Here is a 15,451-nt window from a genome sequence, read left to right on the forward strand (position 1 = left end):
CTTTCTCGTACGATGCGGGGCAAAAGCCCCATCGGCGAGAAGGGTTCCAGCGATCTTCGCGCTGCCGGTTGCGGCGGAATTTCCTTCGTGTAACTCGGGGGACGGGTGTTACGAAGCCTCGGGGAAAGAGGAGGCTCCCGATCGGCCTGTCGCGCGTGCCCCGGCCCCTGCTTCCGGAACCCGAAGGTGGGCTACGCCGTGCGCAGGGCCTCGGCGGAGATGAGCGCGGTGGAGCCCGGGGCCGTACAGGCGTAGGCGCCCGCGACCGCGCCGAGGCGGGCGCACTCTTCCACGTCCCGGCCGGCGAGCCTGCCGTACAGGAAGCCGCAGACGAACGCGTCGCCCGCGCCGTTGGAGTCCACCACCGGCGCGGGCGGGACGGTCGCCGGGATGTGCCGCGGGGTGGGGCCGCCGTCTCGGGTGAGGACGTACGCGCCGTCCGCGCCGGCCGTGGCCACCACGGTCTCCGCGCGGCCCTCGCGGAGGATCTCCCGCATCACCGTGGTGAAGCCCTCGCCCGCGCCCGCGGCGCTGAAGAAGACGAGGTCGGAGCGGAGCGCGAACTCCCGGTGGTGGTCGGCCAGCCCGTCCCAGTCGTGCAGGTCCGTGGAGACCGGGACCCCGAGGTCCGCGATGTCGTCGTAGAGGAAACGCGCGAAGTTCATGATCGACAGGTGGACGTGGCGGGCCCGGCTCAGCCAGGGGAGGTAGTGGTCCCTCGGCATCCGCAGGTCCGCCGGGTCACGGCCGTCGTAGAAGGACATCCGGCGGCCGGTCGCGTCCACCAGGTTCACGGCGCGGCGGGTGCCGGCGGGGGAGATCATCGGAGCGAACTCCACGTCCCCCTCGGAGAGCCGCGCGCGTACCTGTGCGCCGATCCAGTCGTCGCCGATGTAGTCGAGCAGCGCGACCGACAGGCCGAGCGCCCGGGTGCCGAGGGCGACGTTCCCGCCGGTGTGGCCGGGCCACTCCTCGATGGGCGGGACGGCGACCGAGTCCGCGAGCGGGACCGGCAGGGAGCCGACGCGGACGATCGTGTCCACCCCGCTGCCGCCGACTACGACGACGTCGTACTCCGCCTGCTCGGGAACCATCCGCTCCGCCTCCTCGCCACCTGCCGGGTTCCAGTATGACGTGATCTTGAAGCGGCGCCGGCCGTGATCAGGTGCCGGGCTCGGACGGCCTCCGCCCGAGCCCGGCGCGGCGCCGAGGCCCCGCCTCGAGGGCGACCTGCGGCATTCAGTATGATCGGCCATGTTTTACCGTCTTTTTACGGAGCCTTAAGTGCGAAAAGGGATCGTCCTCGGGTCTGTCGCCCTCAGCGTGCTGGCCGCTGCGGGGTGCGGCGGTAAGACCAAGCCGGCCGCGCAGCACCCGTCCGCGTCGGCCAAGTCGCACGCGGCCCCCGCGCTGACCGAGGCGCAGGCGCGAACGATCTTCAGCAACTACGAACGGGTCAACAACGAGGCGAACGCCAAGGTCTCCGACGCGCTGCTGCGCGAGAACGAGACCGGGCCGATGCTCGAGGTCGATCTGGTCGGCAACAAGCGCATCCGGGCCAAGCAGGAAAAGAAGATCAAGGCATTCCACTACCAGAGCCCCCAGTTCTTCATCCCGCGTGACGTGAGCCCGGCCTGGTTCGCGGTCTTTGCTCCGGTGAGTGGCGGTAAGGACAAGGAGTTCCTCGTCATGGTCGACACCGGCGGGGGCAAGTACAAGGCCGCCGCCGGCTCCTGGCTGGCGAAGGGCCAGAAGCTGCCGTCGATCGCCCGCGGCGCGGACGGCTCGGCGACGGCGGTGACGACCGGACCGGCCCTGGACGTCGGCACCCGGCTCGCCACCTACCTGACCTACACCGCGACCCGCCAGAAATCCCCGGAGAAGTTCGCCTCCGGCCCGCTCACCTCCACGCTCGGCAAGAACTGGGCCAGGTCCGTACTGAAGATCACCAGCGACAACCAGTGGCAGGGCCGTACCGAGTGGAAGGCCCGGCCGCAGCCCGTCTACGCCCTGAAGACCACCGACGGCGGCGCGCTGGTTCTGAGCGCCGTGGTCCAGGGGCTGCGCTACACGGCGACCAAGCCGAACGTGTGGTACCAGCCCGCTCAGGAGTTCTCCGGCCTGGGGCCGAAGCGCTACTACAACCGCTTCACCGGCGAGTGGCTGTGGACGTTCGCGACCCACGTTCCGGCCTCCGGCCTGCCGTCCGCCGTGGCCAGCGGGGTCCACGCGATCAGCGCGACCGGAAGCTGACCGCCGGTCCTCGCCGATCCACCTGCCCGGTCCTCCGGTCAGCCCCGCTGGACGACGTACGTCGGTTCGAAGCGCACCGGCAGCGCCGACAGGCCGCGGATGTGGAAGGCCGGCCGCCACTCGAGCGTGTCCTCCGGGACCGCGAGCCGCACGTCCGGGAGCCGGTCGAGGAGCACCTCGATGGCGGTGTGCGCCATGACCTCGGCGAGTTCGGGCGCCGGGTCCGGGCATCCGTGCTCGCCGGCGCCGAACGCCAGGTGGGCCTGGTTGCCGCCCGAGTGACCGTCGATGGCGGGCCGTACCAGCGGGTCGGCGTTGGCGCCGGCCGGCCCGACGATGACCACGTCGCCGGCTCGGATGGCCTGGCCGCCGAGGTCGGTGTCCCGGACCGCCCAGCGGGGTGGGGAGGTCTTCATCGGGGAGTCCTCCCACAGCACCTCGTTGAGCGCCTGGCCGACGCTGCGGCGACCGCCCGAGAGGGTCAGCGAGAACCGGTCGTCGGTCAGCATGAGACGCAGCGTGTTGCCGATCCAGTGGGCGGTGTTCTCCTGGCCGCCGGACATCACGACGAGGAGGTCCCCGATCAGTTCGTCGTCGGTGAGCTCGGTGGAGTAGGCGAGCACGCGGGACGTCACGTCCGGGCCGGGCCGCTCGCGCTTGCGCGCGATGAGCTCCGTCATCGTCACGACGAACCGGCCGAACGCGTCGATGGCGTCCTCCCGCCCGTCGTTCATCATCTTCATGTCCTGCGCGACGGCCATCAGCTGTGAGTCGGGCAGGCCGAGCATGTTCCCCATGACGAGCATCGGCAGGTGGTAGGCGTACTGCTCGATGAGATCGGCCTCGCCGGCGGCGGCGAACGTGTCGATCAGCCGGTCGGAGAACCGCTCGCAGTCGCCGCGCAGCTCGAACTGGTCCACCTCGGCGAGCGCGGTCGCGATCGCGCCGACGCGCTTCGCGTGAACGGGCCCGTCCAGGAACATCAGGATGCCGGGCAGGTACCCCGAGTTCTGCGGCGGCACGTAGTCCGGGCCGTGGCAGCGGTACGGGTCGCGCGCGAACGACTGCCCGTCGGTGAGCACCCGGTGGACCTCGCGGTAACCGATGACCAGCCACGCGGGCTCACCGCTCTCGAGCAGGACGGGCACGACCGGTCCGTGGTCGCGCCGCATCTCCCGGAAGAGCTCCTCGGTGTCGTCGGTGAAGCGCCGCCCGTACAGCGGCACCGCCTCGAGACGCGCGCCTTCGAACTCCGGCTGCGCCGCGGTCACGACAGGTCTCTTGCGGTCGGTGTGGTGGTCATCACGCGCGGGAGCTTAGCCCTGGAACAGCCATGTCGGCCATATTGTCCCCAGTTGACCAGCGTTTTGACCGAATGTCTGGACCGACGCCCGTCCGAACGAGGGCGACGCCGAAGAAAAGCGGGTGCGGCGGGCGAAGGCCGGCTGCACAATCGCCGGCATGACCTCATCCCACTGGCCCCTGTTCGGTCTCCGGGTGAGCACTCCGCGGCTCCGGCTGCGGGTCCCCACCCTGGAGGACCTGGACGCCCTGGCCGAGCTGGCGGCCGAAGGCGTGCACGACCCCGACGTCCAGCCGTTCACGGTGCCGTGGACCGACGCTCCGCCGGCCGAACGCGCGCGCGGGACCCTGCAGTACCACTGGTCGGAGTGGGCGGCCTGGCGGCCGTCGGCCTGGGCCCTGAACCTCGTGGTCGACCTCGACGGCGTGATCGTCGGCACCCAGGGGATGACCGCGAAGGACTTCGCGATCCGCCGCGAGGTCTCGACGGGATCCTGGCTGGGCCGGCGGTACCAGGGGCAGGGGATCGGCACCGAGATGCGCGCGGCAGTGCTCGACCTGGCGTTCGATGGACTGGGCGCGGAGTACGCCCTGTCCGCCGCCTTCGCCGACAACGAGGCGTCCTTCGCGGTCTCCCGCAAGCTCGGTTATCGGGAGGACGGGATCGATCGCCATGTCGTCCGCGGCCGTCCCGTCGTGTCGCGCCGGCTGCGGCTCGACCGCGCCGGCTGGCAGGCCCGGCGAACGGTGCCCGTCACGATCGAGGGCCTCGCCGCCTGCCTGCCGCTCTTCGGCCTCTGAGCGGTGATCCCTGGTATGCGCCGCCCGTAGGGCACCGCGATCGCCAGGGATCACCGCCGAGCGGCCTCTCGCTCAGACGGTCTTGATGACGCCGCCGTCGGCGAGGTAGTCGGCGCCGGTGAGGTTTCCGGCCAGGGGGGAGGCGAGGAAGGTGACGAGCGCGGCCGTCTCCTCCGGCTCGGTGAGCCTGCCGGTGGTGATTCCCATGCGCTCGGGCACCCGGGCGAGGAACTCGTCGAGGGACTCCCCGGCCGCGCGGGCGAGGTGTCCGGCGAAACCGTCCGGGTCGCCCCAGTTCTGCGTCCTCGTCGGTCCGGGGCTGACGGTCAGGACCCGCAGGCCCTGCGGACCGAACTCCTCGGCGAGCGCCTTGCTCAGGTTCGTCATCGCCGCCTTCGCGGTGCCGTAGTCGACCGGCTGGAACGCCGCCCGCGCCCCGATCGACGAGATGTTGACGATGACTCCACGCCGCCGCAGCAGGCCCGGCAGCAGCGCGCGGGTGACCCGCACGGTGCTGAAGAGGTTCAGCTCGTACGTCCGCTGCCAGGCGTCGTCGGGGGTGCCGAGGAACCCGCCGGCCCGCATGCTCTCCTCGGCGACGCCGCCGAGGTTGTTGATCAGGATGTCGGCGTCGCCGGCGTGTTCGGCGAGGGCCGCGACGCCGTCCGGGGTGGTGAGGTCGACCGGCACCGCGGTCACCGTGCCGGCCGGTCCGGTCGGCTCCGGGCCGGCCGTACGGGCGGCGGCGACCACCCGCGCGCCCTCGCCGGCGAGTGACCGCACGATGGCCAGCCCGATGCCCTTGCTGGCGCCGGTGACGACGGCGACCTTTCCGGTCAGTCGCAGATCCACGATCGCTCCATTCTTGAGCTACAGATACAGAATCAGGGCATGCTTACGGCATGCCGCGTCGGGGGTTTCTCAGAGTGCGCGCAGCGCGGTGTCGGCCATCGCCGACAGCCGGGCCGGGCTCGGGTCCGCCTTGGCCAGCACCCGGATGCCGTTGATCGTCGCGAGCAGGAGGGCCGCCAGCGCGGCGGCATCGGCCGCTGGGTCGATCTCGCCGGCGCGCTGGCCCTCTTCGATCGTGCTGCGGAACGCCGCCTCCTGCCGGTCGAAGATCCGTCGTACGAGGTGGTGCACGACGTCGTCCTCGTCGGTGAACTCGATCGCGGCGTTGGCGGCCATGCATCCGCGCCGCTCCCGGTCGTCCAGGGCGGCGGTGACGATCAGGTCGATGGCGGTCCGGATCCGCTCCCGCGGCGACCCGGGCCCGTCCAGGAACTCGATCAGCCGGACGGTCTCCCGCTCGTAGTAACGGCGCAGCGCCCGCTCGTAGAGCGCGTGCTTGCTGGTGAAGGCGTTGTAGAGGCTGCCGGGACCGATGCCGAGCGCCTCGCCCAGCTGCCGGGGCGTGGTGTGCGCGTAGCCATTGGCCCAGAAAACCTCCATCGCCTTGTCCACGGCGGCGTCCGGGTCGAATCCCTTGGTGCGTGCCACTCCCTCAACCTAGCGTGAATTGGAACTCTGACTCAAGTATCGCTCAGCGGCGTTCCGGCCCGGCGGGGACGAAGTCGTCGTGGCCGAGGACGCGCAGCAGGCTGAGATGGTCGATGTTCGAGGTACCCGGCGGCGGGGTGAAGATGGTGAGCCGCTGGTCCTCGGCCGGGCTCAGCAGCGTCTCGCACTCCAGCTCGATCGGGCCGATGACGGGGTGGTCGACGCGCAGGCGGCTCTTCCGGCTCACGGCGACCTCGTGCAGTTCCCACAGCGCGGCGAACTCGGGACTGGCCTCCCGCAGCCGGGCGACCAGGCGGGTCGAGGCGGCGTCGTTGCCCCGCCGGGCGACCGAGGCCCGCAGGTCGGCGACGTAGGCGCGGCTCTGCGGTTCGCGCTCCTCGGCCGGGTAGATCGGCTGGAGCGTCGGGTCGGTGAACCAGCGCCAGATGAAGTTGCGGTCCTGCTCGCGGACCGAGCAGATACAGCCGAGGAGCGCCTCGGCCATGGTGTTGCGGGCGAGCAGGTCGCCGATGTCGCTCGTGATGTGGGCCGGGGTCTCCTTGAGCTGGTCCAGCAGGTACAGCAGGGCGGGCCGGACGTGGTCGCCCGCCGGCCGGCCCGCGGGCGGCCGGTGCCCCGAGAGCAGGTACAGGTGGTCGCGTTCGTCCTCGGTCAGGCGCAACGCGTGCGCCAGTGAGGCGAGGATCTGCGGCGACGGCTGCGGGCTGCGGGCCTGCTCGAGGCGCATGTAGTAGTCCGCGGACATCCCGGCGAGCTGGGAGACCTCCTCGCGCCGCAACCCGGGCGTACGGCGGCGTGGCCCGGCCGGCAGGCCGACCTCTTGGGGGCGCAGCCGTTCCCTGGAACGACGCAGGAAGTCGGCGAGCTCACGGCGGTCCATCTGCATGTCCCCAATCATCGCCGAGACCCGTACCGCGTCCGAATGCCCAGCCAGGGATCGTCGATCCTAGGGAAAGCGCTCCGCTCGTCACCGCCGCGGCACGTTGGCAGTCTCATCGGTGTCCGGCCGAAACGGCGGCCGGCTTCCAGCTCAGGGAGTGCGCGATGAAGGCAGTGCGATTCGACGAGTACGGCGCCATCGAGGTGCTGCGGGTCGTGGAGGTGGACCGGCCGGTCCCCGGGGCCGGTCAGGTCCTCGTACGGGTGAAGGCGGCGTCGATCAACCCGGGTGAGGTATCGATCCGCACCGGGGTGCTGCACGAGAAGTGGCCCGCGACGTTCCCCTCCGGCGAGGGCAGCGATCTGGCCGGGATCGTGGAGGAGGTCGGCGCGGACGTCACCGGCTTCTCCGCCGGGGACGAGGTCATCGGGTTCACCGACGACCGGGCGAGCCACGCCGAGTTCGTCCTCGTCGAGGTCGCGAACCTGATGCCCCGGCCGGCGAACGTCTCGTGGGAGCAGGGCGGGTCGCTGTACGTCGCGGGGACGACGGCGTACGCGGCGGTGCGGGCCGTCGCCCCGGGACCGGGCGACACGGTGGTGGTCTCCGCCGCCGCCGGGGGAGTGGGGACGATCGCGGTCCAGCTCGCGCGGCGTGCCGGCGCGACGGTGATCGGGCTGGCGAGCGAGGCCAACCACCAGTGGCTGACGGACCACGGGGCGATCCCCGTCGCGTACGGCGAGGGCGTCGCCGACCGGATCCGGGCCGCCGCTCCCGGCGGAAAGGCCGACGCGTTCGTCGACGCGTTCGGCGACGGCTACGTCGACCTGGCGATCGGGCTCGGCGTCGCTCCGGAGCGGATCGACACCATCAAGGACTGGGACGCCGCCGCGAAGTACGGCGTCAAGACCGACGCCAACGCGGAGGCGGCCACCGCCGAGGTGGTCGCCGAGCTGGCCGCGCTGGTCGACAAGGGCGAGCTGGAGATCCCGATCGCCCGCACCTACCCGCTCGACCAGGTCCGGGACGCCTTCCGCGAGCTGGAGAAGCGTCACACCCGAGGCAAGATCGTCCTGCTGCCGTGACGCGCTCGTCGTCTTCGCCTGTGGCCGTTTTACGGATTTCCCGGACGTTATCTTGTACGCACCGACGTCGTGGTAAATCGCGGCGTTGTATCCGAAGGAGAGAACACATGCGAGTGCACGAGTCCGGCGACTCGGACGGCAACCACGAGAGCAAGCGCACAGGCATCCCCACAGGTGAGGTCCAGCGGGTGCGGGAGGAACTGTCAGCGAGGGGCGGCGCCACGTGGGCCACTCCGGAGTACGACGACCAGGACCGGTTCAAGGGGACCCACACCGTGACCAACACCAGGAAGGGGTCCGAGTAAGCGGCGGTAAGGAGGGACCGGCTTAGGGCCGGTCCCTCCCTCAGCGGCGGCCCTCCCTCTCAACGGGGGAGGGCCGCAGTGTGTTATTCAGTCGACCTCGGCGACGGCCTGGGCGAACTGCGCCTGGTAGAGACGGGCGTAGGCGCCGTCGGCCTTCAGGAGCTCGTCGTGGGTGCCCTGCTCGACGATGCTGCCGGACTCCATGACGAGGATCAGGTCCGCGTCGCGGATCGTGGACAGCCGGTGCGCGATCACGAAGCTGGTCCGTCCCTTGCGCAGGGAGTTCATCGCGCGCTGGATCAGGACCTCGGTGCGGGTGTCGACCGAGCTGGTCGCCTCGTCCAGGATGAGGATCGTGGGCCTGGCGAGGAACGCCCGGGCGATCGTGATCAGCTGTTTCTCACCGGCGCTGACGTTGGAGCCCTCATCGTCGAGGACCGTGTCGTACCCGTCGGGCAGCGTGCGCACGAACCGGTCGACGTGGGTGGCGCGCGCCGCCTCCACGATCCGCTCCTGGGTCGCGTCGGCCGCCCCGTACGCGATGTTCTCGGCGATGGTGCCGCCGAACAGCCAGGCGTCCTGCAGCACCATGCCGGTCTTGGACCGCAGGTCCTCGCGGGTCATCTCGGCGACGTCCACGCCGTCGAGCGTGATCCGGCCGCCCGTGACCTCGTAGAACCGCATCAGCAGGTTGACCAGGGTGGTCTTGCCGGCCCCCGTCGGGCCGACGATGGCGACCGTCTGGCCCGGCTCGACGGACAGGGACAGGTCCTCGATCAGCGGCGCGTCCGGGTTGTAGCGGAAGGACACGTTCTCGAACACCACCCGCCCGCGTACGCCCTCGGGCCGGACCGGCGTCTGCGGGTCCGGGTCCTGCTCATCCGCGTCGAGCAGCGCGAACACGCGCTCGGCGGAGGCGACGCCCGACTGCAGCAGGTTCGCCATGCTGGCCACCTGCGTGATGGGCTGGGTGAACTGCCGGGAGTACTGCACGAACGCCTGCACGTCGCCCAGGGACAGCGAGCCCGAGGCCACCCGCAGGCCGCCGACGACCGCGACGAGGACGTAGTTCAGGTTGCCGATGAACATCATCGCCGGCTGGATCATGCCGGAGATGAACTGCGCCTTGAAACTCGACGTGTACAGCGTGTCGTTGTGCTCCCGGAAGGTCTCCAGGGACTCCTCCTGCCGGCCGAAGACCTTGACCAGGGAGTGCCCGGTGTACATCTCCTCGATGTGGCCGTTAAGCCGGCCCGTGGTGGCCCACTGCTTGATGAACTGAGGCTGTGCCTTCTTGCCGACCCTGGCCGCGACCAGCACCGAGACCGGCACGGTCACCAGCGCGATCAGCGCCAGCAGCGGCGAGATGACGATCATCATGGTCAGCACGCCGACGATGGTGAGCAGCGAGGTCAGCATCTGGCTGAGCGTCTGCTGCAGCGTCTGGGCGAGGTTGTCGATGTCGTTGGTGACCCGGCTGAGCACCTCACCGTGCGGCTGGCGGTCGAAGTAGCTCAGCGGCAGCCGGGCCAGCTTCAGCTCCGCCTGCTCGCGCAGCCGGAACATCGCCCGCTGCACGATCGTCGTCGTGAGGCGTCCCTGCACCAGGCCGAGGACCGCGGCCACCGCGAACAGCGCCAGGGCGATCAGCAGCACCATCCCGACCTTGCCGAAGTCGATGCCGTGGCCGGGCACGAAGTCGATCGAGTTCAGCATGTCCGCGAGGGTTCCGTGGCCGCTGCTCCGCAGGCCGGCGACCACCTCGGCCTTGCTCGTGCCGGCGGGGAACCGGCGGCCGGTGACCCCGGCGAAGATCAGGTCGGTGGCGTGGCCGAGGATCCGCGGGCCGACCACGGTCGTCGCGACGCTCGCGACGGCGAGCAGCAGGGTCACGACGATGAGCGGCCGCTCCGGCCGCAGCATCCGCAGCAGCCGCCGGCTCGACCCGCCGAAGTCCAGTGACTTCTCGGTCGACCGCCCGGCCATGAACCGGGCCGGTCCGTGGGCCGGCCCGCCCGGCCCGGGCCCTCGGCTCGGTACCGCGCGTTCTCCTGAAGGGGATGTCACGCCGCCTCCTGCTCGGTGAGCTGGGAGAGCACGATCTCCCGGTAGGTGTCGTTGGTGGCCATCAGCTCGTGATGGGTGCCGGTGCCGACGACGCGGCCCTCGTCGAGGACGATGATGCGGTCGGCGTGCCGGATGGTGGAGACCCGCTGCGCCACGATGACCACGGTCGCCTCGGCGGTCTCGGCGGTCAGCGCCGCCCGCAGGGCCGCGTCGGTCGCGTAGTCCAGCGCCGAGAACGAGTCGTCGAACAGGTAGATCTCGGGCCGGCGGACGAGCGCGCGGGCGATGGCGAGCCGCTGGCGCTGGCCGCCGGAGACGTTGGTGCCGCCCTGGTCGATCTTGGCGTCGAGGCGGTCCTCCATGCGCTCCACGAAGTCCTTGGCCTGGGCGATCTCCAGGGCGTGCCAGAGATCCTCGTCGGTGGCGTCCGGCTTGCCGTACCGCAGGTTGGAAGCGACCGTCCCGGAGAAGAGGTACGGCCGCTGGGGGACGAACGCGACCGCGTCCGACAGCGTCACGGGATCGAGCTCGCGCACGTCGACGCCGTCGACGAGCACGGCGCCGCCGGTCGCGTCCATGAGCCGGGGGATCAGGTTGAGCAGCGTGCTCTTGCCGCTGCCGGTCGAGCCGATGATCGCCGTGACCTCACCGGGCCGGGCGGTCAGGTCGACGCCGGACAGGACGGGCTCCTCCGCGCCCGGGTAGCGGAACTCCACGTCCCGCAGTTCCAGGTGGCCGTGCACGCTGAGCGTTCGCACCGCGTCCGCCGGCGGGACCACGCTGGAGTCGGTCTCCAGGACCTCGTGGATGCGCTCGGCGCACACCTCCGCGCGCGGCACCATCATGAACATGAAGGTCGCCATCATGACCGCCATGAGGATCTGCATCAGGTAGGTGAGGAACGCGGTCAGCGCGCCGACCTGCATCGAGTTGCTGTTGATCAGGTGGCCGCCGAACCACAGGACGGCGACGCTGGAGACGTTCATCACGAACATCACGATCGGGAACATCAGCGCCATCAGCCGGCCGGTGCCCAGCGACACGTCGAGCAGTTCGGTGTTGGCCGTGGCGAAGCGTCGCTGCTCGGGGAGGTCGCGGACGAAGGCCCGGATGACCCGCACGCCGGTGATCTGCTCGCGGAGCACCCGGTTGATGGTGTCGATGCGGTCCTGCATCAACCGGAACAGCGACCGCATCCGCCTGATGATCAACATGATCACCGTGCCGAGCACGGGCACGATGACCACCAGCAGCGACGACAGCGTGACGTTCTGGTTCAGCGCCAGCACGATGCCGCCGACGCCCATGATCGGCGCCGCGATCATCATGGTGAACGTCATCAGGGCCAGCATCTGGACCTGCTGCACGTCGTTCGTGGTCCGAGTGATCAGCGACGGCGTGCCGAACCGGCCCACCTCGCGGGCCGAGAAGGACTGGACCCGGGCGAAGATGGCGGCCCGGATGTCGCGGCCGAGGGCCATCGCGGTACGAGCGCCGAAGTAGACCGCGCAGATGGAGCAGACGATCTGGACGACGGACACGGCGAGCATGACACCACCGGTGCGCATGATGTAACCCGTGTCGCCCTTCACCACCCCCTGGTCGATGATGTCGGCGTTGAGGGTCGGCAGATAGAGCGTGGCCAGCGTCTGCACCAGCTGGAACGCCACCACGAGGGCGAGCGGCCAGCGATACGGGCGCAGATGGGCGCGCAGAAGTCGGATCAGCACACGGAACTCTCTCTGCGGGGGGACGGCGACGAGGAGGCGCAGCGGCTCTACGGTGGCAAACCACTCCGAGCACGTGCAACCGGAAAAATACCTCCATGACGCGACGTCAGGGCCAGCCCACTCCGGACCGGGCCTCCCGCCGTGGACGGGGACGTTCCGTCCACGGCGGGAGAGTCACCGTCGGGCCCCGCGCGTCCTCACCAGGCGAACGCCTCGGGAGCCGGGCCGGGCCCGGGGAAGATCTCGTCGAGCGCCTTCAGGAACTCATCGGACAGCTCCAGGGTGAGCGCCCGCAGGGCCGAGTCGAGATGCTCCCGCGTGCGCGGTCCCACGATCGGCCCGGTCACGCCCGGCCGGGTCAGCAGCCAGGCCAGGCCCACGTCACCGGGTTCGAAACCGTGCTGCTCGCACAGGTCCTCGTACGCCTGGATCCGCTCGCGCCGGGCCGGGTCGGCCAGCGTCTCGGCCTCGCGTCCGGACGTCGAGCGGGCGCCACCGCCCTCGCGTTCCTTGCGGATCGCCCCGCCGAGCAGCCCGCTCTGCAGCGGCGACCAGGGGATCACGCCCAGCCCGTACGCCTCGGCGGCCGGGATGACCTCCATCTCGGCCCGCCGCTCGATCAGGTTGTACAGGCACTGCTCGCTGACGAGGCCGAGGGAGCCGCGCCGGGCGGCCTGCTCGTTCGCGCGGGCGATGCCCCAGCCGGGGAAGTTGGACGACCCGACGTATAGGATCTTGCCCTGCTGGACGAGGACGTCCATCGCCTGCCAGATCTCCTCCCACGGCGTCGCGCGGTCGATGTGGTGGAACTGGTAGACGTCGATGTGGTCCGTGCCGAGCCGGCGCAGGGAGGCGTCGACGGCACGGCGGATGTTCACCGCGGACAGCTTGTCGTGGTTCGGCCAGACGCCGCCGTCCGTGCTCATGTTCCCGTACACCTTGGTGGCCAGGACCGTCTTGTCCCGCCGGCCGCCGCCCTTGGCGAACCAGGTGCCGACGATCTCCTCGGTACGGCCCCTGTGCGGGGCCCCACCGTAGACGTTCGCCGTGTCGAAGAAGTTGATCCCTGCGTCGAGCGCGGCGTCCATGATCTCGTGACTGTGGGGCTCGTCGGTCTGCGGGCCGAAGTTCATGGTGCCGAGCACCAGCCGACTGACCTTGAGCCCGGTCCGTCCCAGCTGTACGTAGTCCATGTCTGCACCCAAGCACCTAGAGCGCACTTCAGGGCAAGTGCGATTGTGTCCTCCCTCGCGGCGTACGATTCACCGTTGGTGACCGTCGTCCGAGACAACGGGTGGTCCGCAGCCGATCCGGATACCTTCACTTTCTGACAACCGGTGGCCGGAGGTCGTCGAGGGGGCCGGTGGGGAGGGCGATCCATCCTTCCGACCTCGCCGTTTCGAGCTCATGCGATTCCGGGGAGGTGGCGAGGCAGCGGGAGGCGGCGCGGGCGGTGAGGGCCGCGACGACCGCGTCCGTCGCGTCGTGCGAGCGGCGGCACAGTGACTCGCATGCTCCGAGGTCGAGCCAGGGCGCGGCCGTCAGGAGGCCGTCGACCAGCCGCCCGAGCGCCGCGACGTCGTGCGCCCGCTTGTATCCGCGGTACGGCAGGCCCCAGAGCCGCAGGGAGGCGGCCGGGTAGACCTCGACGACCACGCCCGTGCCGCACCGGTCCACCGGGCGGCCCTCCCGCGCGAGGCGGGACAGGAGCGCGGCGCAGCGCATCGCGGCGTGGCCGATCCGGTCCGCGGAGACGCTCAGCGGGGTCAGCCCGGTCCGCTCGTGGACGACCCGGTCGGTCAGCCGGAGCGCGAGGTTCCGGCGCCAGTCCCGGCCGCGGGTACCGACCGGCACGGCGACGTTCCCGGACCGGTGGGCGGCGACGAACTCGACGAAGGGGACCGGCCAGCCGAGCGGGCAGTCGATCCCGGCCTTGTCCGCCGTCAGCAGCGCGTCGACGATCATCTCGTCCTCGCACGCCTGCTGGATCCCGCGAACGGAGCAGCCGCCGCGGTGCCACTCCAGCCGGGCGAGCGCGGTGTTCCCGGCCTCCGCGGCGAGATCCAGTCCGACCGTGAGCACGACCTCACGATAGGCGCACCGCCGGAAAAGTCGCTCTTTTTTAGAGGAATGATGGATGGTGAAGCCGGGGATCCTCCCCGCGACGACGGACCGAGGAGGCGGCGTGAAGTTCGTGATGCGCGAGCGGATGTTCAGCATCGGCGACGATTTCTGGATCGAGGATGAAGCGGGGCAGCGCGTATTTCTCGTCGACGGCAAGGCGCTGCGACTGCGCCAGACGTTCGAGCTGAAGGGACCGGGCGGGGAGATCTTCGCCGTCATCCGGAAGAAGATGGTCAGCATCCGCGACACCATGCTCATCGAGGCCGAGGGCGGCACCGTCGCCAAGGTGCACAAGAAGCTGTTCAGCCCGCTCCGGCACAAGATGGAGATCGAGCTGGCCGACGGGCAGGAGTGGACCGCGACCGGCGACCTCATCGAGAAGAACTACCGGATCGAGGGCGACCAGGGCGTCGTCGCGGAGACGTCCCGCAAGTGGTTCCGGATCCGCGACACGTACGGCATCGAGGTCTACCACCCCGACGTCCCGCTCGTGCTGGCCGTGGCCGTCGCGGTCGACGAGCTCGCCGAGGACTCGCGGCACCGGGACGACGACTGAGAAGGGGGACGCCGGGGCGGGTGCCGTGATCAGTCCGGGCGGCGGAGGACCCGGCGGCGGGTGAACGCCCCGTTGCGGGCGGCCTTGGCGGCGCGCATCCGGTCCAGCTCTTCGGCGTCGACGCCGCGCGCGGCGGCGAGGGCGTAGACCACCTCGAGGACGTCGGCGAGCTCCGCCACGTCACCGGACGCGGCGAACTCGCCGACCTCCTCGTACAGCTTCCCGCGCAGCAGCATGAGGTACTCGCCGTCCCCGGCGGTCCGTACGTCGGGGTCGCGGCCATCGGCGCGGATGAGGTCGGGCACGCGGTCCCGTACGAGCTTCTCCAGGCGGCCGGGGCCGGTCCGGCCCCGATGGGTCAGATTCCCGTCGCGCCGGTCGAGCGCCTGCACCCACTTCACCGCGACGGCGGCGGTCTGGATCAGCTCGGTCCGCAGCGCCCGCGGATCGGTCTCGGCCAGCGCCTCGCAGAACTCCTCGGCGAGGATGTGCCGCCAGGTAAGCCGGGCCCCGGCCCACGCCACCCGGCAGTCGCGCTTGGCGGCGTCGGCCGCGGCGGCGTGCTCGGTCCCGGTGCCGTCCGGCAGGTCCTGCACACCCCACATCACGTCCTGCGCCGCGCGCTCGGCGGCGACGTCCGCCAGGACGCGGTCGAGAGAACGCGGAATGTCGGAGTCCCCGGCGGACGGATCACCGTACGGCTCGTCGGCATCGCTCATGCGCCCAGTCTGACGCCCCGTCGCCGGCGCGCGCGGGTCGCAGTCCGCTGAACCGGGCGAACGCCTTCAACCGCGCCCCGTCACCTTCGCGGGGCGGGGCGCGCCGTT

At 70.7% G+C, this 15,451-nt stretch carries 15 protein-coding genes; 5 read left to right on the forward strand and 10 right to left on the reverse strand.

Going from position 1 to position 15,451, the window contains the following annotated elements; all coding sequences use genetic code 11:
* Positions 1-191: 191 nt before the first annotated feature.
* Positions 192-1,094: a PfkB family carbohydrate kinase gene (locus AB0L00_RS27405; protein WP_364439863.1), complete on the reverse strand. Its 903-nt coding sequence runs from the start codon at positions 1,092-1,094 to the stop codon at positions 192-194.
* A 190-nt stretch (positions 1,095-1,284) separates the two neighbouring features.
* On the opposite strand from AB0L00_RS27405, the gene AB0L00_RS27410 reads away from it, so the two are divergent.
* Positions 1,285-2,253: a hypothetical protein gene (locus tag AB0L00_RS27410; protein WP_364439866.1), complete on the forward strand. Its 969-nt coding sequence runs from the start codon at positions 1,285-1,287 to the stop codon at positions 2,251-2,253.
* Positions 2,254-2,291: 38 nt separating this feature from the next.
* On the opposite strand, the gene AB0L00_RS27415 is transcribed toward AB0L00_RS27410, so the two are convergent.
* Positions 2,292-3,524 carry a cytochrome P450 gene (locus AB0L00_RS27415; RefSeq protein WP_364439869.1) on the reverse strand — a complete coding sequence of 411 codons (1,233 nt, stop codon included), beginning with the start codon at positions 3,522-3,524 and terminating at the stop codon, positions 2,292-2,294.
* Between the two features lie 190 nt (positions 3,525-3,714).
* Here AB0L00_RS27415 and AB0L00_RS27420 point away from each other — a divergent pair, with 190 nt between their 5' ends.
* Entirely contained in the window at positions 3,715-4,356 is a 642-nt protein-coding gene (locus AB0L00_RS27420; protein WP_364439872.1) for a GNAT family N-acetyltransferase, read from the forward strand.
* 72 nt (positions 4,357-4,428) lie between these two features.
* Here AB0L00_RS27420 and AB0L00_RS27425 read toward each other — a convergent pair whose 3' ends face one another.
* The 3 genes from AB0L00_RS27425 to AB0L00_RS27435 form a co-directional block, all read right to left on the reverse strand.
* Positions 4,429-5,208, reverse strand: coding sequence for an SDR family oxidoreductase (locus tag AB0L00_RS27425; protein ID WP_364439874.1), 780 nt, complete (start codon positions 5,206-5,208; stop codon positions 4,429-4,431).
* Positions 5,209-5,277: 69 nt separating this feature from the next.
* The gene (locus AB0L00_RS27430) at positions 5,278-5,856 is read right to left on the reverse strand and encodes a TetR/AcrR family transcriptional regulator (protein ID WP_364439876.1); all 579 of its coding nucleotides are present in this window, start codon (positions 5,854-5,856) and stop codon (positions 5,278-5,280) included.
* Positions 5,857-5,899: 43 nt separating this feature from the next.
* The gene (locus tag AB0L00_RS27435) at positions 5,900-6,763 is read right to left on the reverse strand and encodes a helix-turn-helix transcriptional regulator (RefSeq protein WP_364439879.1); all 864 of its coding nucleotides are present in this window, start codon (positions 6,761-6,763) and stop codon (positions 5,900-5,902) included.
* 158 nt (positions 6,764-6,921) lie between these two features.
* Between AB0L00_RS27435 and AB0L00_RS27440 the strand changes: the two genes are divergently transcribed.
* Together AB0L00_RS27440 and AB0L00_RS27445 are read left to right on the forward strand one after the other, a co-directional pair.
* Positions 6,922-7,842 carry an NADP-dependent oxidoreductase gene (locus AB0L00_RS27440; RefSeq protein ID WP_364439882.1) on the forward strand — a complete coding sequence of 307 codons (921 nt, stop codon included), beginning with the start codon at positions 6,922-6,924 and terminating at the stop codon, positions 7,840-7,842.
* Positions 7,843-7,949: 107 nt separating this feature from the next.
* Positions 7,950-8,147: a hypothetical protein gene (locus tag AB0L00_RS27445; protein ID WP_364439885.1), complete on the forward strand. Its 198-nt coding sequence runs from the start codon at positions 7,950-7,952 to the stop codon at positions 8,145-8,147.
* Positions 8,148-8,234: 87 nt separating this feature from the next.
* Here AB0L00_RS27445 and AB0L00_RS27450 read toward each other — a convergent pair whose 3' ends face one another.
* From AB0L00_RS27450 to AB0L00_RS27465, 4 genes are all read right to left on the reverse strand, one after another.
* Positions 8,235-10,133, reverse strand: a complete 1,899-nt coding sequence (locus tag AB0L00_RS27450; RefSeq protein WP_364439888.1) for an ABC transporter ATP-binding protein — start codon at positions 10,131-10,133, stop codon at positions 8,235-8,237.
* 77 nt (positions 10,134-10,210) lie between these two features.
* Entirely contained in the window at positions 10,211-11,944 is a 1,734-nt protein-coding gene (locus tag AB0L00_RS27455) for an ABC transporter ATP-binding protein (RefSeq protein ID WP_364439891.1), read from the reverse strand.
* A 197-nt stretch (positions 11,945-12,141) separates the two neighbouring features.
* Positions 12,142-13,137 carry an aldo/keto reductase gene (locus AB0L00_RS27460; protein ID WP_364439894.1) on the reverse strand — a complete coding sequence of 332 codons (996 nt, stop codon included), beginning with the start codon at positions 13,135-13,137 and terminating at the stop codon, positions 12,142-12,144.
* A gap of 127 nt (positions 13,138-13,264) precedes the next feature.
* Entirely contained in the window at positions 13,265-14,026 is a 762-nt protein-coding gene (locus AB0L00_RS27465; RefSeq protein ID WP_364439897.1) for a DUF429 domain-containing protein, read from the reverse strand.
* 103 nt (positions 14,027-14,129) lie between these two features.
* Between AB0L00_RS27465 and AB0L00_RS27470 the strand changes: the two genes are divergently transcribed.
* Positions 14,130-14,624 (forward strand): LURP-one-related family protein, encoded by a 495-nt coding sequence (locus AB0L00_RS27470; protein WP_364439900.1) that lies wholly within the window; start codon positions 14,130-14,132, stop codon positions 14,622-14,624.
* Positions 14,625-14,653: 29 nt separating this feature from the next.
* Here AB0L00_RS27470 and AB0L00_RS27475 read toward each other — a convergent pair whose 3' ends face one another.
* A complete protein-coding gene (locus AB0L00_RS27475; protein WP_364439903.1) occupies positions 14,654-15,343 on the reverse strand; it encodes a nucleoside triphosphate pyrophosphohydrolase in 690 nt (229 codons plus the stop codon).
* Positions 15,344-15,451 lie beyond the last annotated feature (108 nt).

Source organism: Actinoallomurus sp. NPDC052308 (genome assembly GCF_040679195.1).
GTDB classification, from domain to species: domain Bacteria; phylum Actinomycetota; class Actinomycetes; order Streptosporangiales; family Streptosporangiaceae; genus Actinoallomurus; species Actinoallomurus liliacearum.